Source organism: Amycolatopsis sp. NPDC089917, assembly GCF_040684635.1.
In the GTDB taxonomy this organism is placed as follows: Bacteria; Actinomycetota; Actinomycetes; order Mycobacteriales; family Pseudonocardiaceae; genus Amycolatopsis.
Genome location: NZ_JBFBGL010000011.1, coordinates 61,250 through 80,200, shown reverse-complemented (window position 1 = coordinate 80,200; position 18,951 = coordinate 61,250). Strand labels below are relative to the sequence as shown.

The following is an 18,951-nucleotide window of genomic DNA, read 5'->3' as shown; positions in this document are numbered from 1 at the left end:
CCGATGCGGTGCGGTCTGGATTCAGACTGCCGCACCGCATCGGGAGCCGCAGGACGAACCCGGGCCCTTGTGAGGCCGGCCTCAGGAAAGGTCCGGTCCCTGCGAGCGGAGATCGTCGACCTTGGTCATCGCCTCCCGGAGTTCGGCGAGCCAGCTGTCCGCGTGCTCCCCGACCATCCGGACGGCCCAGGCCAGCGCCTCCGATCGCGACCGCGCGACACCTGCGTCGACGAGGGTGTCGAGGACCAGGCGTTCGGGCTGCCGCAGCCTGGTCATGACCGGCGCCGAATGCGTGGTGAACAGCTGCCGCGTGCCGCCGAGGCTCGCGCCCCACGCGACCTTGCGTTGATACCGGTGCTCGGCCTGGCGAGCGATCTCGATCCGCTCGTCACGGGTCTCCTCGCGGAACCGGCTGATCCGGCCGTCCTCGGCCGCCGCACGAGCGGCGTCGTCGGCGTATTCGCCGCTGAGCGGCTGGAGCTCGCCGACGATGACGATCTCTTCGCGATCCACCGTGACCTCGGGGTCTCCGGTGAACCACCCCTCCGGCAACCGCCCGCCGAACCACGCCGCCGCGTCGTCCGCCGACGGGATCTCCGCCTGCTGCCAGCCGCCCCTGCCCTTCCAGCCACCGCGTCCCATCTGCCTCGCCGTCCTGAAGTAGGTGTGCATGATCGCCTCCGCGATTACATGATTACAACGCTACCGACGCTACGCGCGCAACAGCCGACATTCATCCGTGTTCTCCCCCGGCGAAAACCAGGGCAACCCGATGACCTGCGCGAACGTGTTCTCACCGACAGCCGACGAGGAAGGGGAACCTCATGCTGAAGAAAGTCATGATCGGCGCACTCGTGTGCGGGGCGGCTCAACTGGCGGTGATCGCGCCCGCCGCGGCGACCACGGATCCCTCGTGGGGCCTCACTCCGACCGAGGTCGAACCCGGGGCGCAGATCTACGCCGAGACCAGGGCCGCGGCGGGCGGCTGCACGCCGAAGGGCCCGGTGACCTCGCCGGGTCTCGCCGAGCCGGTCACGTGGACCATCGGCGGGAACTTCGGGAAGTACGGCGGTTACGGGCGCGTCGTGAAGACGCCCGGAAAGTACGTCGCGACGCTGACCTGCACCGATGGTCGCGAGTCGACCCGGACGTTCACGGTCGTGGGCGTTCCGCCGTCCAGCACCACGAAACCGCCGAAGACCACCAAGCCCACCTCGGTCAAACCGAAGCCCAAGCCCCAGGTCGCGGTCAAGCCGGTCGGGGCACCGCAGACCGGCGGCGGCTTCGGCGCTAGGTCGTGGGATTGGTGAGCTGAGCGCGCAGTTCCTCCGCGGTGGTGACGGGCCGCTCGCACACGTACCCACGGCACACGTACGCGGCAGCGGCCCCGTCGACCAGCGGCCGGTCGGCGAGCAGCGGCACACTTTCGGCGTCGGGGATCCCGCTCACGACGACGGCGCCGTCCGGCAGCGACGCGATGGCCGCGGCCAGCAGAGCGGACCGTGAAGCGGCGTCCGGCCCGACGACGGCCACCTGGACCGGACCGGCCGCCACGGCTTCGGCCACCGTCAGCCAGTGCCCGGCGAACCGCGGCGCGTGGGCGGCGAGCCGTCCCGCGCGGGCCAGCGCCTGCTCGGCCGCCTCGCGGTAGCGGCCGACCCGGTCGTGCCCGGCCAGCACGGACGCGGTCAGCACCGCGTTCGCCAGCGCCGAGGCGCCCGACGGGCTCGCGTTGTCGGCCGGGTCGGACGGCCGCTGCACCAGGACTTCCGCGTCGTCGGCCGTGTCGTAATAGGCGCCCGGCGAATCCGGGATGTCGAAATGCGTCAAGGCCAGGTCCAGGAGGGTGACCGCGTCGGCGAGCCAGCGCGGGTCGCCGGTCGCCTGGTGGAGTTCGAGCAGCCCTTCGGCGAGGCACGAGTAGTCCTCCAGCACCCCGGCCGTCGTGCCGACGACGCCGTCGCGCGAGGTCCGGCGCAGCCGTCCGTCCACGAAATGGGTGTCCATCAGGAAAGCGGCGGCACGCGCGGCCGCTTCGATCCACTGTGGCCGATCGAGGCGCGAGCCCGCCTTGGCGAGCGCGCCGATCGCGAGCCCGTTCCACGCGGCGATCACCTTGTCGTCACGGGCGGGCTGCGGCCGCTCGTTCCGCGCGGCCAGCAACGCGCCCCGGACCCGCTCATAACGCATTTCGTCCTCTGGATGCGGCTCACGCAGGCGCAGGGTCGACGCGCCGTGCTCGAAGTTGCCCCGCTCGGTCACCTGGAACAGCTCCGCCGCCCAAGCACCGTCGTCGTCACCCAGCACTTCGGCGAGTTGCGCGGGAGTCCAGACGTACGTGAGCCCCTCGACGCCGTCGGTGTCCGCGTCGAGCGAAGCGGCGAAACCACCTTCGGCAGTCCCGAGGTCGCGAAGCAGGAATTCCGCGGTCTCCTCGACCGCCCGCCGCGCGTACCCATGTCCGGTCACGCCGTGGAACTTGGCATAGAAACGCAAGAGCAAACCGTTGTCGTACAACATCTTCTCGAAATGCGGCACTTCCCAGCGCGCGTCGACCGAGTAGCGCGCGAAGCCTCCGGCGAGCTGGTCGTTGAGCCCGCCGAGCGCCATCGCCTCGGCCGTGTGCTCGACCGGCGCGAGATCGGAGCCGGTGCGTTCGTGATGACGGAGCAGGAAGTTCAACGCCATCGTCGGCGGGAACTTCGGCGCTCCCCCGAATCCGCCGTTCGCGTCGTCGTACTCCTCGCGCAACGACGCGACCGCGGATTCCAGCGCCACACCGTCCACAACGGACTCGGGCAGCGGTCCGCTCTTCTCCGTGAGGTGCGCGATGATCTGCTGGGCTCCGGAACGCAGCTCGTCCGGGCGCTCTCCCCAGGCTTCGGCGACCGCGACGAGCAGCTGCGAGAACGACGGCATCCCCGGCCGCGGCGACGGCGGGTAGTAGGTGCCGCAATGGAACGGCTCGCCCTCCGGCGTCAGGAAACACGTCATCGGCCAGCCGCCCTGACCGGTCATCGCCTGCGTGGCCGCCATGTACACCGAGTCGATGTCCGGGCGCTCCTCGCGGTCCACCTTGATGTTGACGAAGTTCGCGTTCATCAGCGTCGCGGTGGCTTCGTCCTCGAAGGACTCGTGCGCCATGACATGGCACCAGTGGCAGGCCGCGTAACCGACCGAAAGCAGGATCGGCACGTTCCGCCGTTTCGCCTCGGCCAGCGCTTCCTCGCCCCAAGGCCACCAGTCCACCGGGTTCTCGGCGTGCTGCAGCAGGTACGGACTGGTCGCGACCTTCAGGCGGTTCGACATGTCACCAGGGTCGCACGCGGAAAAGCGGGCGCGCGAAACGCACCGTCTGCGCGACACTGACGCGGTGTTGCTGACCATGACGACCACCCGGACACCCGCCACCGACCTGGGCTTTCTCCTGCACAAACATCCGGAGAAGGCGCAGCCGATCACGCTCTCGGCCGGAACGGCGCACGTCTTCTACCCCGAGGCGTCCGCCGAGCGCTGCACCGTCGCGCTGCTGGTCGAGATCGACCCGGTCGAGCTCGTGCGCGGCGGCGGGACGTCGTTGACCCAGTACGTCAACGACCGGCCGTACGCGGGTGGCTCGTATCTGGCGGTGGCGCTGCGGGCGGCCTTCACCACGGCGCTGGCGGGCCGGTGCTCGAACCGGCCGGAGCTGGTCGACGAACGCTTCCCGCTGGAGATCCGGGTCCCGTCGCTGACCGCGCGCGGCGGCGCGGAGGTCGTCCACAAGCTGTTCGAGCCCCTGGGCTGGCAGGTCGAAACCAAGACGATCCCGCTCGACCCGGAATTCCCTCAGTGGGGCGATTCCCGCTACGTCGATCTCCGGCTGACCGGGACCCAGCGCGTCGTCGACGCGTTGCGGCACCTGTACGTCCTGCTGCCCGCTCTCGACGGCGACAAGCACTACTGGATCGGCCAGGACGAGGCCGACAAGCTGCTGCGCGTCGGCGAGGGCTGGCTGGCCGATCACCCGGAACGGGACCTGATCACCAACCGGTATCTCGAACGGCGTCGCGCGATCGTCTCGTACGCGCTTTCGCGGCTGGCCGAAGCGGACGACGTCCCGGCCGAGGCCGAAGCACACGTCACCGAACTGCCGGATCGACCCGAACCGCTGGCCGTGCAACGCCACGGGAGCGTGCTCGCGGCGCTCCGGGCGGCGGGCGCGCGGCGCGTGCTCGACCTCGGCTGCGGCGGTGGCGCCTTGCTGCGCGTGCTCCAGAAGGAGCCGTCGTTCACCGAGATCGTCGGTGTCGACGTGTCCGCGAGCGCGCTCGACATCGCCGACAAGCGGCTGAAGGACAAGTCGCGGATCACGCTGCGGCAGTCCGCGCTGACCTACGCGGATCCGTCGCTGGCCGGCTACGACGCGGCCGTGCTGATGGAGGTGATCGAGCACGTCGACGAGGAGCGCCTGCCCGCGCTGGAGCACGCCGTGTTCGGCGTCGCCGCACCGCGCACAGTGCTCGTCACGACGCCGAACGCCGAGTACAACCGGCACTTCGAATTCCTCGAAGAGGGCAGGTTCCGGCACGCCGACCACCGTTTCGAGTGGACACGCGAGCAGTTCCGCTCGTGGGCCGGGGGCGTCGCGTCCCGGCGCGGCTACGACGTCCGCCACCTGCCGGTGGGACAGGAGTCCCAGGAATCAGGACCGCCGACCCAGATGGCGGTCTTCACGTCTCGAAAGGAGGCCGTGGCATGAAACTGACCATTCCCGACATGTCCCTCGTCGTGCTCGTCGGCGCCTCCGGCTCCGGCAAATCGACCTTCGCGCGGACGCATTTCGCGCCGACGCAGGTGCTGTCCAGCGACTACTTCCGGGGCCTGGTCGCCGACGACGAGAACGACCAGAGCGCGTCGGCCGCCGCTTTCGACGTGCTCCACTACGTCGCGGCGAAGCGGCTCGAAGCGGGCCGGATCACGGTGATCGACGCGACGAACGTCCAGCGTTCTTCCCGCGCGAGCCTGCTGAAGCTGGCGAGGGAGCACGATGTCATGCCGACGGCGATCGTGCTGGACCTGCCGGTGAAGGTCTGTCACGCGCGCAACGAGTCCCGGCCGGATCGCGACTTCGGCGAGCACGTCGTCCGCCGCCAGCGCGGCGAACTGCACCGTTCGCTGAAGTCGTTGGAGCGTGAGGGTTTCCGCCGTGTCCACGTGCTGCGAAGCGAAGCCGAGGTCGCCGAAGCGGAGATCGTCGTCGAGCCGCTGCGCAACGACCGCCGTGACCTGACCGGACCGTTCGACGTCATCGGCGACGTCCACGGCTGCCGCGAGGAACTGGACGAACTGCTCACCGAACTGGGTTACGCCGACGGCGTGCACCCGGAGGGACGGACCGCGGTGTTCGTCGGCGACCTCGTCGACCGCGGCCCCGACACCCCGGGGGTGCTGCGCCGCGTGATGGCGATGGCCGAGGCGGGCAGCGCGCTGGTCGTCTGCGGGAACCACGAACAGAAACTGGTCCGCGCGCTGAACGGGCGCAATGTCAAGGTGACGCACGGCCTCGCGGAGTCGCTGGAGCAGCTTTCCGCGCAGGACGAGGACTTTCGCGCCAAGGCGCACGCGTTCTGCGAGGGACTCATCGCACACTTCGTCCTCGACGGCGGCAAGCTCGTCGTCGCGCACGCCGGCCTGCCCGAGAAGTTCCACGGACGCGCGTCCGGACGCGTGCGGAGCACCGCGCTCTACGGCGACACCACCGGCGAGACCGACGAGTACGGCCTGCCGGTGCGGCTGCCGTGGGCACGCGACTACCGCGGGACCGCGATGGTCCTCTATGGACACACGCCGACGCTGGAACCGGAATGGATCAACGGGACCATGTGTCTCGACACGGGCTGCGTCTTCGGCGGCAAGCTGACCGCTTTGCGTTACCCGGAACGGGAAGTCGTCTCGGTGAAGGCGAAGAAGGTCTGGTACGAACCGGCGCGCCCGCTCGAACCCGAGCGGCCGCTGGGCGGACGCGAACCCGCGGTGCTGGAGCTCGGCGACGTCACCGGCAAGCGCATCGTCGAGACCCGCCATCACGGCCGGGTCGGGGTGTCCGCCGAGCAGTCGGCGGCGGCGCTCGAAGTGATGAGCCGTTTCGCCGTCGACCCGCGCTGGCTGCCGTACCTGCCGCCGACCATGGCGCCGTGTTCGACGTCCACCCTGGACGATTACCTCGAACACCCGGAGGAGGCTTTCGCCGAGTTCCGCGCGGCGGGTGTCGATCACGTGGTGTGCGAAGAGAAGCACATGGGATCGCGGGCCGTCGTGCTCGTGTGTCGTGACGACGACGTCGCTCCCGCGCGGTTCGGGATCCAGGGACCCGGCGCGGTCTACACCCGCACCGGGCGGCCGTTCTTCACGCCGGAGCAGAACGCGCGGTTGCTCGCCGGTGTGCGGGAAGCCGCGTCCGGGCTGTTCGAGGAACTGGACACCGGCTGGCTGTTGCTCGACGCGGAGTTGCTGCCGTGGAGCGCGAAGGCGGGATCGCTGATCTCGGGCCAGTACGCGGCCGTGGGCGCGGCGGCCCAGGCGGTGCTGCCCGCCGCCGTCGCCTCGCTGGACGCGGCCGCAGCTCGCGGGATCGACGTGTCGGACCTGCTGGCGCGGACGCGGACCCGCGAGTCCACTGTGGACGCGTACCGGGAGGCGTACCGCCGCTACTGCTGGCCGACCGACGGACTCGACGGCGTCCGGCTCGCGCCGTTCCAGATCCTGGCGTCGGAAGGGCACGCGTACCACGACCGGCCGCATGACTGGCATCTCTCACGGCTGGACCGGCTCACCGGTGACCTGTTCACCCGCACGCGGACGCTGGCCGTCGACACCACAGACCCGGCGTCGGTGGCGCGGGGCGTCGACTGGTGGCTGGAGCTGACCGGCGCGGGCGGCGAGGGCATGGTCGTCAAACCGGCGGCGAACCTGACTCGCGGCACGCGTGGCCTGGTTCAGCCGGGAGTGAAGGTGCGCGGGCGCGAGTACCTGCGGATCATCTACGGGCCGGACTACACGCTGCCGGAGAACCTCGAACGGCTGCGCAAGCGCGGGCTGAACCGGAAGCGGGCGCTGGCGCTGCGTGAGTACGCGCTGGGGCTGGAGGCGCTGGAGCGGCTGGCGCGCGGGGAAGCGCTGTGGCGGGTGCACGAGTGCGTGTTCGCGGTGCTGGCGCTGGAGTCGGATCCGGTCGACCCGCGCCTCTGACGCGCTTCACGCTGCCGCTTGGCTCTCTCCGGGTGTCATGAGGGGTCCCCTTAGGACGAAAAATGTCCTAAGGGGACCCCTCATGACACTTGCCCGGGCCGAGACACTTCAGTCGGACTTGGCGGCCGGTTTCTCCGCCTTCGCGACGGGCTCCTCGGCAGCGGCCTTCTCGGCCGAAGCCTCGGGAGCCTCCTCCGAAGAAGAAGCGGCGGGTTCGTCGAAACTCTCCGGCAGCCGCTTCAGGTGCTTGGTCATCGACCGCACCAGCAGCGCGACGGCGATCAAGAACAGGATCAGGATCAGGAAACCCACCGGCGACGACTTGCCGAAGTCCTCACCTTGGCCGCCGTTGTCGCCGTTGCCCGGCTGCTGCGCCAGGAACTGCGACGACACCGTCACTCCGACGACGGCGAACGCCGGCACACCGAAACTCATCTAGCCCACCTTCTCCTTCAAGCCGGCGAACAGATCGTCCTCCGGCAGGGTGCTGTCCACCAGTGAGCGGACCAGCTCGTACTCCTCGGTCGGCCAGACCTCGCGCTGCAGGTCGCGCGGGACGGCGAACCAGCGGCTGTTCGGGTCGATCTGGGTGGCGTGCGCCTTGAGGGCCTCGTCACGCTGCTCGAAGTAGTCGCCGCATTCGACGCGCGTGGTCACCCGGTCCATGACGTCGGCCTTCTCCGGGTCCCACGACTTGAGCCACTCCTCGTACGGCGACTCCAGGCCGCGCGCGATCAGGGCGTCGTGGAAGATCATCATCCTCGCGCGCGAGAACCCGTGCACGTAGTACAGCTTCATCGGCTGCCACGGCTCGCCGGCCTCCGGATAGCGCCCGGCCTCACCGGCGGCGTCGAAGGCCGCGACCGAGATCTCGTGCGTGCGGATGTGATCGGGGTGCGGGTATCCGCCGTTCTCGTCGTAGGTGACGATCACGTGCGGGCGGAACTCGCGGATGGCCTTCACCAGCGCGCCGGTGGACTCTTCGAGCGGGATGACCGCGAACGAGCCCTCCGGGACCGGGGGCAGCGGGTCGCCCTCGGGCAGGCCCGAGTCGATGAACCCGAGCCAGACGTGGCTCACGCCGAGGATCTTGGCCGCGCGGGCCATCTCCTCCCGGCGGATCTCGGTCATGTTGGCCAGTACTTCGGGACGATCCATGGCCGGGTTCAGCACACTGCCGGCTTCGCCACCGGTGCAGGTCACGACCATGACCTCGTGCCCTTCGGCGGCGTACCTGGCCATCGTGGCCGCGCCCTTGCTCGACTCGTCGTCGGGGTGCGCGTGCACCGCCATCAGGCGGAGGCGTGACTTCGGCGGTTCCTTGGCTAGCACCATGCTCCGAACGTCCCCTTCTCGTTCCCTATTCCCCTGCCACCCTGCCTGACGGCCCGCCCGGCCGGGCGCGGATACTCGAGGGGAACCACTCGCATACGACCCCATTGTCCCTGCGAGCACGACGACACCAACCGGGAGGCCCGGGTTGAGCACGGGACAGGACGCTCCCACCGCGGAAAGCACCCGGACGGACGTGCCCGAGGACCGGTACGGGAAGACCCGCGCCGCGAAGCCCGCCCGCTGGCGACGCGTGGTGTTCGGGGCGATCGCCCTGCTGGTCAGCGGCGGAATCGCCTACGCCATGTACCTGAACTTCGGCAGCGCGCCCATCGACGGCGAGCGCGTCTCGTTCGCCGAGAAGCCCGGCGACGCGATGGAGATCACCATCAACGTGACCAGGGACGACGTGAACCGTCCCGGCGTGTGCGTCGTCCGGGTCCGGGACAAGGCGGGGGCGGAGAGCGGTCGCAAAGAGGTCCTTGTTCAGCCTGGTTCGAAGAACAGCAGGGTGACGACCACCATCAAGAGCATCGGAAAGCCGGTCACGGCTGATATCTTCGGATGCTCTTACGACGTACCACGGTACCTGTCAAGGCCATAGCGGCCAACGGGGTGAAACAGGCGCCCAACGCCGAGGCGCGACCGAATTCCTCCGGCGGCGATAGCGCGCGCCGTGTTACTCTGATCTACCGGCACGGCCCAAGACGGGCCGTGTTTTTCCTTTATCTCAGCCAGGCCGGCACGCCATGCCGGTCCGGTGGCCGGCTTGTACATCCAAGCCTGGCAGGCCCTACTAGGAGATGGTGACCGTGAGCGACACAAAGGTGACCTGGCTGACCCAGGATGCCTACGACAGGCTCAAGCAGGAACTCGACCACTACATCGAGCTCCGCCCGGTCATCGCTGCGAAGATCAACGACAGCCGGGAAGAGGGCGACCTCAAGGAGAACGGCGGCTACCACGCCGCCCGTGAGGAACAGGGGCAGCACGAGGCCCGGATCCGCCACCTCCAGGAACTCCTCCGTTCGGCCAAGGTGGGCGAGCCGCCCGCCAACGACGGCAGCGCGGGACCGGGCAAGGTCCTCACCGTGCGTTACGACGGTGACGACGTGGACGAGAACTTCCTCTTGGCGACTCGCGAAGAGGGCACCGAGGGTGACCTGGACGTCTACTCGCCGGAGTCCCCCCTCGGCAAGGCGCTGCTCGGCGCCAAGGAAGGCGAGACCCGGGAGTACGAGCTGCCCAACGGCAGCATCCAGAAGGTGACTCTCGTCAAGGCCGTGCCCTACACCGGCAAGTGAGCCTCGCGCGTCCGGCCCGATATGGCCGGGCGCGCATATGAGCCGTTAGCGTGACCTCCGGAGAATTCTGGAGGGAAACGATGAGCGAGCTACCGATCTGCGTGGCCTGCGGCATGCAGTACGCGGAACCCCGGTCCGACTGCCCGATCTGCGAGGACGAACGTCAGTACGTCCCGCAGGCCGGGCAGCGATGGACCGATCTGGACACCGTCCGTGCGAGCGGAACGTACACGGCTCGCGTCGAGGAGCAGGGACCCGGTCTCATCGGGGTCGGGTCCACCCCGAACTTCGCCATCGGCGAGCGGGCGCTGCTGGTCAAGGCCGAATCCGGCAACTTCCTGTGGGACTGCGCGGGCTTCATCGACGACGACCTGGTCGCGAAGGTCCGCGATCTCGGCGGCATCACCGGCATCGCGATCAGCCACCCGCACTACTACACCACCATGGTCGAGTGGGCCCACGCCTTCGACGTGCCCGTGTACCTGCACGAGGGCGACCGGCAGTGGATCGGCAGGCCGGATCCGGCGATCAAGCTGTGGAGCGGCGCGACCCTCGACGTCGCCCCCGACCTGCGGCTGATCAACCTCGGCGTGCATTTCGCCGGCGGGACCGTGCTGCACTGGCCGGGCGGGGAGAACGGCCGCGGCGCGGTGCTCGCGGGCGACATCCTGCAGGTCATCCCGGACCGTCGCTTCGTCGGCATGATGTACAGCTACCCGAACCTGATCCCGGAACGCCCGGAGGTCGTCCGCCGCGCGGCCGAGATGCTCGAACCGTACGAGTTCGAGGCGATCTACGGCGCCTGGTGGGACGCGATCATCCGCACCGACGGGCACGAAGCCGTCCAGCGCTCGGCGAAGCGGTATCTGGCCCAGGTGAGCCATTAAGGGGCAAGGCCAAGGTGTCCTGATCGGGAAGTCTTCACGGCGTATAGGTCTGGACTGACAGACCGGAGCCAGCCGGGCTTTGACTCCCCGCAAGGGACAATCGTTCCGGTCGAAATGCCCGGTTTGGGTGCTTTGCATGACTTTGCGCAGGGATAAAGCGGACACTAGATCGCCACCAAGTGTCCCACGTGGACAGTCAGGGAGCGCCCGGCCCCGCCGGGAAGTCCGGAACCATGCCTTGACGTCAGCGAAGAATGCCTGCTCGACAGGGGTTCGTTCACGTCCCCTCAACGACTCCTCGCCAGCCGTTCCAGCAGCGGCCGTACGCGCGGCGGAACCGGCGTCGACAACGCGATCGACGTCGACGTCCGCCGCACGTACGGCGCGCCGACCACCTCGTCCACCACCCGCTGCAGGTCGTCGTTGTTGCGCGCCACCATACGCACGAAGAGGTCGCCCTGACCGGTCGTCGCGTGGACCTCGCACACCTCGTCGATCGCGGACAGCGCCTCCGCGACCTCGGCCCGGCGGCCTTGCGCGATCTCCAGGACGGCGAACGCGGTGAGGCCGTATCCCATCGCCGCGAGGTCGAGTTCGGGCGGGAACCCGCCGAGGATCCCGCGTTCGGTCAGCCGGTCCAGCCGGGCCTGCACGGTGCCCCGCGCGACCCCGAGACGGCGGGCGCATTCGAGCACGCCGAGCCGGGGCGAGTCGGTGAGCAACAGCAGCAGCCGCGCGTCCAGTTCGTCGAGCGAGTCCGACATCGTGCCTACCTCCTACGCAGGTTGTCCACTATGACTGCGTCACCCGCCGTCTCACTGGACATAGTGCCCAGCGAAATCTTTGACCATTGCACATTTTGTCACGCCCTCGGATGCTTCAGGACATGACGCACACAGCGGAACCCCAGGGTGCTCTTGACGACGTGAGCTACGACCAGCTGCGTCAGCTCGTCGGCCTCGTCGACCACGACTCTTCGACCGACCCCTTCCCGGTGAAGTCGATGGACGCGGTGGTGTTCATCGCGGGCAACGCCACGCAGACCGCGTGGTTCTACCAGGTCGCGTTCGGCATGCAGCTCGTCGCTTACTCCGGCCCCGAGACCGGCGACTTCGAGCGCAAGTCGTTCGTGCTGAAGTCCGGCTCGGCCCGCTTCGTGATCACCGGCGGCGTCAAGCCCGACTCGCCGCTGCTCGACCACCACCGCCGCCACGGCGACGGCGTCATCGACCTCGCCCTCGAGGTCGCCGACGTCGACCGCTGCATCGACCACGCCCGCGCGCAGGGCGCCACCGTCCTCGAAGAGCCGCACGACGTCTCCGACGAGCACGGCACCGTCCGGATCGCCGCGATCGCGACCTACGGCGAGACCCGCCACACGCTGATCGACCGGTCGAAGTACACCGGCGTCTACCTGCCCGGCTACGAGCCGCGCGAGAGCAAGATCGTCCGCCCCGAGGGCGCGCCGAAGCGGCTGTTCCAGGCCGTCGACCACTGCGTCGGCAACGTCGAACTCGGCAAGATGGACTACTGGGTCGACTGGTACCACCGCGTCATGGGCTTCGTGAACATGGCGGAGTTCGTCGGCGACGACATCGCGACCGAGTACTCGGCGCTGATGAGCAAAGTGGTCTCCAACGGCAACCACCGCGTCAAGTTCCCGCTCAACGAGCCGGCGATCGCGAAGAAGAAGTCGCAGATCGACGAGTACCTCGAGTTCTACGGCGGCGCGGGCTGCCAGCACATCGCGCTGGCCACCAACGACATCGTCGCGACGGTGAAGGCGATGCGCGCCGCGGGCGTCGAGTTCCTCGACACCCCGGACTCCTACTACGACGACCCGGAGCTGCGCGCCCGGATCGGCGAGGTCCGGGTGCCGATCGAGAAGCTCAAGGAGCACCGCATCCTGGTCGACCGCGACGAGGACGGCTACCTGCTGCAGATCTTCACCAAGCCGATCGGCGACCGCCCGACGGTGTTCTACGAGCTCATCGAGCGGCACGGTTCGCTCGGTTTCGGCAAGGGCAACTTCAAGGCCCTGTTCGAGGCCATCGAGCGTGAGCAGGAGCGTCGCGGCAACCTCTGACCCCGGCAGTTCGCAGGGCGTGAAAGGGCTCTTCATCGCACTTCGTGCGGTGAGGGGCCCTTTCGCTGTGTGAGAGGCCCGACTTTGTCGGCCGGGGGTGGTACACCGGACGGGAACTAAACTTCGAGCGCACCGGAACCGGAGGCATCTCCGGACCGTCAGTGTGAAGACGTCAGCATGCAGCTTGTGGAAGGGTCCCGATGCCGGACAACGTCGACGCCAGCGAACGCATGGTGGACAACTGGACGAAGCAGATCCAGGAGACCGCCGCGCGCTATCAGGCGATGGCCGCCCGCATGCAGGGGCAGACCGTGACGGAGCGGTCGAAGGACAACACCATCGAAGTGACGGTCGACTCCAAGGGCCTGCTGAAGAACCTGGTCATCTCCGAGGCCGTGAGCGGCAAGCGGATGGCGGAGGTCTCGGCGCAGGTCATGCGGCTCGTGCAGCTCGCGCAGTCCCGGATCCCGGAGCTTCTGCAGCAGGCGATGGCCGAAACCGTCGGCACCACCGACGAGACGGCGAACCGGGTGATCACGGAAGCGCAGAGCACCTTCCCGGAGGCTCCGCCCGAGGAGGATCCCGCCCCGCCGGAGCCCGAGCGGCACCACCGCTTCGGTCCGGAGGAGGAAGAGCCGCCCGCGCAGGCGGCTCCGCCCCAGAGTCCGCCTCAGCCGAAGCCGATCCCGCGCCGCCGCCGCACGCGGGACGACGATGACGACGACTTCGGCGGCAGCATCCTTTCCTAGAACGTCCATCCGGCCTGGTAGAGGGGAGAAACCATGGCAGGCAAGGGTTACGAGCTCGGCGCCGACCTCGACGCGCACTCCAAGCAGATCGACGGCATCGCCGACGGGCTGCGCGGCGCGGTCGACGCCGCCCAGCAGGTGAGCATGCCGACCGACGCGTACGGCATCATCTGCCAGCCGTTCCGGATGATGCTCGACCCGGTCGAGGAGTTCGGCATCAACGCGCTGAACAAGGCCGTCGAGGCCGCGACGGCGGTGGCGAACAACGTGCGTTCGGCGTCCAACGCCTACCGGGCGCAGGACGAGAACTTCGCCGCCGAGTTCAAGAACACGCAGGTGCCTGACTGATGCCCGAGGGAAACCCGCTCGTCGCGAAGGCCCCGACAGACGGCGACGGCCCGGGTCCGCTGACGGCGGGCAACAGCGACTACGGCTACGGGGCGGGCATCGGCGTCGCCGAGTCGGCCATGGACGCCTTCAACGGCATCTCGAACGGCGACTGGATCGGCGGCGGGCTCGGTGTGCTGAGCCTCGCGGGCGAGATCGCCAGCGCCGCGATCGACCCGTTCGGTTACCTGATGTCGTCGGTGGCGTCGTTCCTGATGGAGCACATGCAGCCGCTGAAGGACATGCTGGACGCCGTCGCGGGTGACCCGCCGGTCATCCAGTCGTACTCCGAGACCTGGGGAAACGTCTCCAAGAAGCTGGAAGACACCCAGGTCGAGTTCTCGAACGCGGTCAAGAACGGCACCTCCGGCTGGACCGGTGACGCGGCCGACCAGTACCGCAAGCAGGCCGCGGAGCAGGCGGAGGCGATCAGCGGGGCGGCGACCGTCGCCGGCGCGATCAGCACCGTGGTGATGATCTTCGGCGAGATCGTCTCGTTCGTCCGCGAGTTCATCCGCCAGCTGATCGCGGACGCGGTCGGCAAGCTCATCTCCTGGGTCATGGAGACGGTGTTCTCGCTCGGCTTCGGCACGCCCGTGGTGGTCGCGCAGGCCGTCACCGCGATCGCCGAGTGGGCCGCGAGGATCGCCGACAAGCTCAAGGAACTCTGCGACGCGATGCGGCGGGTCTCGCCGCTGCTGGGCAAGCTGGCCGACGTCTTCGAGAAGATCATCAAGATCTTCGGCAAGATCGCGGGCAAGGTCACCGGCCTGGACGTGATCAACACCAGGAACATCAAGCCGGGCGGCTTCGTCCAGCGCGGCGGCCGCGGTGGGTCCGGCGGGCCCGACGGTGGCGGCAGCGGTTCGGGTTCCGGGTCCGGGGACGGTCCGGACGGCGATGGTTCCGGCAGCGGCTCCGGCGACGGTTCCGGTGGTTCGAACGGCTCGGACGGTGACGGATCCGGCAGCGGTCCGGGTGACGGTTCGAACCGTTCGGGCGATGGCTCGAACGGCTCCGACGGCGACTCGGGTCGCTCCGGTGACTCCGGCTCGAACGGCGATTCCGGCGGCGACTCCCCGTCGAGCACCACGCGCGGCGGCGACGGCGGCGGCTCGTCGTCCACAAGGGACGGTGGCGGCTCACCGGCCCGTTCGGACGGCGGATCATCCGGTCGCACCGGTGACGGGGATGGACCGTCCACTTCGGACAGCGGACACGCCACACCGGACGGAGGTGGTGGCTCCCCCAGTGCCGCGCGCTCCGACACACCGGCCGCGCACACCCGTTCCGACAGCGGTTCTCCCGGCGACTCCGGCACCCCGCACCGCACGCCCGACGGCGGCTCGCCGTCCCCGAACCGCGCGGACACCGGCGGTTCGACCGGCCACACACCGGACGCCGGCTCCCCGGCACCGCACACCCGCGCCGACAGCGGCGGCTCCCCGAGCCACACACCCGACAGCGGCTCTCCCGCTCCGCACACCCGCGCCGACACAGGCGGTTCGCCGAACCACGCACCCGATGCCGGTTCCCCGGCACCGCACACGCGCGCCGACAGCGGCGGCTCGCCGAGCCACAGCGGCGACGGCGGCGGCTCGCCCCGGACGCACGGCGGTGACGGCGGTGGTTCGCCCACCCCGCGGTCCGACCCGTCGCCCGGTCACCACACCGGCAACGACGGCGGCGCTCCCACCAGGCCGACCGACAGCGGCACGACGACCAGCGGCACCGCTCCCACGGCGCCGCGGGTCGGCGACGCCGGTCCGTCGCACGTTCCGTCGCAGCGCGGCGGAACCGGCGGCGACGGTTCGCCCGGGGTCCCGCCGCAGGGTCAGCCGATGGCGGGCGGCATGCCGCCGCAAGGCGCTCCGGGCGGTACCCCCGGCGGCTCCCCGGGTTCGCCCGGCGGCAGGCCGCAGGGCGGCGGCTGGACGGGCACGCCCGGTTCGCCGCGCACCCCGACCCCGGACACGCACGGTCCGCGCACTCCCGACACCCACACCGGCCCCAGCCGCGGTCCGGGTCAGACCGGCCCCGGCGGACGGCCGAACCAGCCGCATCAGCCGCAGCCGGTGGCCCGCGGCAACGACTTCGGCCCCGGCGCCCAGCCGCACACCGGCACCCCCGGTTCCCCGGGCACGCACGGCCCCGGCAACCGGCCCGGCGGCAGCGGTCCCGGCAACACCGGGCCGGGCGGCCGCGGCCCCGGCGGCCACTCCGGGCCGCCGCATTCGCCGGACGGTCAAGGCCCCGGCGGGCACGGTCCGCGGCAGGATCCGAACGGCCACCCCGACGGTGCCCCGCACGACCGCGGCCCCGACGGCGAGCCGGATCGTCCGCTGACGCCGGACGAGGTCAACCAGCGGCATTCCGAGGGCACCCCCGCGGGGAGCTCGTACCACCGCGGCGACTCGGACATGGGCGACCTGCCGCACCGGGTCCAGCCGGATCCGGACGGCCGCTACACCGTCGACGTGCACGTCACCCCCGACGGGCACGCCCGCATCGGCAACCGCACCTACACGCCGGAAGAGTTCGCGGACATCCTGCGCCGCAACGGGGATTACGACGGCCGGCCGATCCGCCTGATCGGCTGCGACGCGGGCTCGAACGACTTCGCGCGCCGTCTGTCACGGGAACTCGACACCGAGGTCATGGCACCGAGCAGGCCGGCGTGGACCGACTCGAACGGGCGCGTCTTCTCGTCCGACTACGAGATCGGCCCCGACGGCCGTCCCCGGCCCAAGATCCCGCCGAACGGCGAATGGGACGTCCACAGCCCCGACGGCACCGCCCGCCGGGCGAGCGACGACGGCTTCACGCCGGACACCTCGCACGCGGACAAGCACGACGTGGACGCCGACAGCGCCCGCGACCGCGGCCGGGACTTCCCTTCACAGCACGAGATCGACGGTGGCTGGCAGGAACCCTCCTACACACCGCCTCGCCGCGATGTCACCCTGGCCGACGGCGAGCGGTTCTACGATCCGGCCAACCCCAGGCCGCTGGACCCGAACACGAAGTACGAGGTCACCGACAGCTCCGGCCGCCGGTCGACCATCTACACCGACGATTCGGTCCCGCCCAGGATCACCCACGTCGACGCCGACGTCCCGAACACCAGGATCGGCAGCGACCCTCACAATTCGCTGGCGAACCCGGACACCGACCACCTGCTGCCGGACGTGGACTACCGGGTCCACACGGGCGAAGGACGGTTCGAGTTCACCACCGACGCCAACGGCCACCCGATCGTGGATCTCGACAACTTCGATCCCCCGGCCAACGCGACGCACCGGCCGACGGACTGGGATCTCGACAGGCAGGGCCCCTTCAGCAGCAGGCCCAGGAGCGATCTCCAGCCCAACAGCAGGTACGAGGTGTTCACCACCGACGCCAACAACAACAAGGTCTGGCACGGGACCTTTTACACCAACGGCGACCAGCCGCCGCGCTTCACCCATATCGAGACGCTTCCGGACGATCCGCGAAACCGCTGGATCAACCCCGAAACGGGCGACTCGAACACGATGCGCGACCCGCGGGCGGGCCGTCCGGACGGTCTCCCGCTCCCCGGCGTGAAGTACCAGATCGGGGACTTCAACTACCACTCGGATCCCTGGGGCAACAGCCCGGTTTCCTTCGAGCCCGACTACTCGACCAGGGCCGGGCCTCGCGGCGACACCAGCGTGATGACCCGCATCGGCAACATCGGTGTCGCCGACATCGGGCAGCCCTCACGCGGTGGCCACACCGGTGACCACGCCTCCGGAGCGGGCGGCGGCCGGATCGCGGGTGCGCCCCAGTCCCACGTCCAGAACAACCACACCGCCGGCAGCACGGAGGACAACTGGGCCTACTCGGAGACCGACCGCCGGACCGCCGAACGCCGCGGCGGCGACCACGGCCGGGTGAGGACCTGGCTCGACGAGCCCTCGGTCGGGGAGACCCCGGACCGCTGGCACACCATGTCCGAGAGAATCGCTCCGAACGGCACCCGTACCTACAACTTCAGGAGCTTCGTGAATGTCCCCAACCCCGCCCCCGTCGCCCCAGCGACCCCCCTCCGACCGGAGCCCCCGGCCAATGTCTGATCCGGAGCGGGCAGATCAGCTGGTCCAGCAGATCGGCGGGGCGGTGCTGCGGGAGGCCCCGGAGGGGTGGCGGCGGATCGACGTCAAGGCGACGATGGCCACGATGGTCGAGGATCTGGCGATCACCGTGATCATGGCGGACGGGAGCAGCGCGCAGGTGCAGCCGCCCGACGTCGCGGCGGCTCTGCGGGAGTCCCGGCAGGCGCTCTACGAACCGGGGAAGGGGACGTGGCTGGCCATGCGGCTCATCCTCGACCCCCCGGGCTCCTTCGTCGTCCATTACAACTTCGACTTCGATCCGCTGTGGGATCCGCCGGTCCCGGCGGTCGTCTACCAGCGTGACCTGGAGGCGTTCCCGCGCGACGAGGAGAAGATCCCGGCCTGGTACCGGGCACGGATGGAAGAGCAGCAGGAAGAGGCTGATCAGACGTGACGACTCCGGCGAAGATCGGCGATGTCGACCAGGAGCGGATCCTGACCGAGATCTCCGACCAGTTGAAGTTCCAGCTGCCCCCGGGCTGGGACTACGTTCAGATCAAGTACCAGGCCATCGGAGATCACCAGGAGACCGCCGCCATCGTGCGATCGATCTCGGAGACGCTCACCCCGTGGACTCCGCCGCGGGTCATCTCGGAGCTGCTCACCGAACTGCGGTCGGCGGCCGCGGATCCCGGCCGGGGCACCTGGCTGAGCGCCGTTTTCGAAATGCGCCACCCCGGCTCGTTCAGGGCCAACTTCAACGCCACGGCGGAACCGGAGTTCCGGAACCCGCCGCCGGACGAAGCGTTCGCGGAAGAACTCCGGCGCTTCCCGCGTCCGGCCGAGAGCACCCCCGCTTGGCTGAGCCAACGCGCCGACGATGGCTCCTGACCGGGCCGA

17 protein-coding genes are annotated in these 18,951 nt (G+C 69.6%); 12 read left to right on the top strand and 5 right to left on the bottom strand.

Annotated features, from left to right (window positions below; all coding sequences use genetic code 11):
• Positions 1-81: 81 nt before the first annotated feature.
• Positions 82-642 (bottom strand): hypothetical protein, encoded by a 561-nt coding sequence (locus AB0N89_RS10985; RefSeq protein ID WP_364203253.1) that lies wholly within the window; start codon positions 640-642, stop codon positions 82-84.
• 182 nt (positions 643-824) lie between these two features.
• Here AB0N89_RS10985 and AB0N89_RS10980 point away from each other — a divergent pair, with 182 nt between their 5' ends.
• Entirely contained in the window at positions 825-1,310 is a 486-nt protein-coding gene (locus AB0N89_RS10980) for a hypothetical protein (protein ID WP_364203040.1), read from the top strand.
• On the opposite strand, the gene AB0N89_RS10975 is transcribed toward AB0N89_RS10980, so the two are convergent.
• Positions 1,291-3,309 carry a thioredoxin domain-containing protein gene (locus AB0N89_RS10975; protein ID WP_364203037.1) on the bottom strand — a complete coding sequence of 673 codons (2,019 nt, stop codon included), beginning with the start codon at positions 3,307-3,309 and terminating at the stop codon, positions 1,291-1,293. The genes AB0N89_RS10980 and AB0N89_RS10975 overlap by 20 nt on opposite strands.
• Positions 3,310-3,373: 64 nt before the next feature.
• Here AB0N89_RS10975 and AB0N89_RS10970 point away from each other — a divergent pair, with 64 nt between their 5' ends.
• Positions 3,374-4,741, top strand: coding sequence for a 3' terminal RNA ribose 2'-O-methyltransferase Hen1 (locus tag AB0N89_RS10970; RefSeq protein ID WP_364203034.1), 1,368 nt, complete (start codon positions 3,374-3,376; stop codon positions 4,739-4,741).
• Positions 4,738-7,230 carry a polynucleotide kinase-phosphatase gene (locus AB0N89_RS10965; protein ID WP_364203031.1) on the top strand — a complete coding sequence of 831 codons (2,493 nt, stop codon included), beginning with the start codon at positions 4,738-4,740 and terminating at the stop codon, positions 7,228-7,230. Before AB0N89_RS10970 ends, AB0N89_RS10965 begins: the two co-directional genes overlap by 4 nt.
• 108 nt (positions 7,231-7,338) lie before the next feature.
• On the opposite strand, the gene AB0N89_RS10960 is transcribed toward AB0N89_RS10965, so the two are convergent.
• Positions 7,339-7,665 carry a hypothetical protein gene (locus AB0N89_RS10960; protein WP_364203028.1) on the bottom strand — a complete coding sequence of 109 codons (327 nt, stop codon included), beginning with the start codon at positions 7,663-7,665 and terminating at the stop codon, positions 7,339-7,341.
• Entirely contained in the window at positions 7,666-8,565 is a 900-nt protein-coding gene (mca, locus tag AB0N89_RS10955) for a mycothiol conjugate amidase Mca (RefSeq protein ID WP_364203025.1), read from the bottom strand. It lies immediately after the preceding gene.
• 145 nt (positions 8,566-8,710) lie between these two features.
• Here mca and AB0N89_RS10950 point away from each other — a divergent pair, with 145 nt between their 5' ends.
• The 3 genes from AB0N89_RS10950 (at position 8,711) to AB0N89_RS10940 (ending at position 10,753) form a co-directional block, all read left to right on the top strand.
• Positions 8,711-9,166, top strand: a complete 456-nt coding sequence (locus tag AB0N89_RS10950; protein WP_364203022.1) for a DUF4307 domain-containing protein — start codon at positions 8,711-8,713, stop codon at positions 9,164-9,166.
• A 199-nt stretch (positions 9,167-9,365) separates the two neighbouring features.
• Positions 9,366-9,866 carry a transcription elongation factor GreA gene (gene greA, locus AB0N89_RS10945; protein WP_364203019.1) on the top strand — a complete coding sequence of 167 codons (501 nt, stop codon included), beginning with the start codon at positions 9,366-9,368 and terminating at the stop codon, positions 9,864-9,866.
• 80 nt (positions 9,867-9,946) lie between these two features.
• The gene (locus AB0N89_RS10940; RefSeq protein WP_364203016.1) at positions 9,947-10,753 is read left to right on the top strand and encodes an MBL fold metallo-hydrolase; all 807 of its coding nucleotides are present in this window, start codon (positions 9,947-9,949) and stop codon (positions 10,751-10,753) included.
• A 287-nt stretch (positions 10,754-11,040) separates the two neighbouring features.
• On the opposite strand, the gene AB0N89_RS10935 is transcribed toward AB0N89_RS10940, so the two are convergent.
• Entirely contained in the window at positions 11,041-11,517 is a 477-nt protein-coding gene (locus AB0N89_RS10935; RefSeq protein ID WP_364203013.1) for an Lrp/AsnC family transcriptional regulator, read from the bottom strand.
• 122 nt (positions 11,518-11,639) lie between these two features.
• Here AB0N89_RS10935 and hppD point away from each other — a divergent pair, with 122 nt between their 5' ends.
• The 6 genes from hppD (at position 11,640) to AB0N89_RS10905 (ending at position 18,942) form a co-directional block, all read left to right on the top strand.
• Entirely contained in the window at positions 11,640-12,839 is a 1,200-nt protein-coding gene (hppD, locus tag AB0N89_RS10930) for a 4-hydroxyphenylpyruvate dioxygenase (protein ID WP_364203010.1), read from the top strand.
• 200 nt (positions 12,840-13,039) lie between these two features.
• Positions 13,040-13,588 (top strand): YbaB/EbfC family nucleoid-associated protein, encoded by a 549-nt coding sequence (locus AB0N89_RS10925; RefSeq protein WP_364203007.1) that lies wholly within the window; start codon positions 13,040-13,042, stop codon positions 13,586-13,588.
• A gap of 33 nt (positions 13,589-13,621) precedes the next feature.
• Complete coding sequence (locus AB0N89_RS10920) at positions 13,622-13,936, top strand: type VII secretion target (RefSeq protein ID WP_364203004.1); 315 nt, start codon at positions 13,622-13,624, stop codon at positions 13,934-13,936.
• On the top strand, positions 13,936-18,072 hold the full coding sequence (locus AB0N89_RS10915) for a hypothetical protein (protein ID WP_364203001.1): 4,137 nt from the start codon (positions 13,936-13,938) through the stop codon (positions 18,070-18,072). The genes AB0N89_RS10920 and AB0N89_RS10915 overlap by 1 nt, the downstream gene beginning before the upstream one ends.
• On the top strand, positions 18,065-18,505 hold the full coding sequence (locus AB0N89_RS10910) for a hypothetical protein (RefSeq protein ID WP_364202998.1): 441 nt from the start codon (positions 18,065-18,067) through the stop codon (positions 18,503-18,505). Before AB0N89_RS10915 ends, AB0N89_RS10910 begins: the two co-directional genes overlap by 8 nt.
• Complete coding sequence (locus AB0N89_RS10905; RefSeq protein ID WP_364202995.1) at positions 18,502-18,942, top strand: hypothetical protein; 441 nt, start codon at positions 18,502-18,504, stop codon at positions 18,940-18,942. Before AB0N89_RS10910 ends, AB0N89_RS10905 begins: the two co-directional genes overlap by 4 nt.
• Positions 18,943-18,951 lie beyond the last annotated feature (9 nt).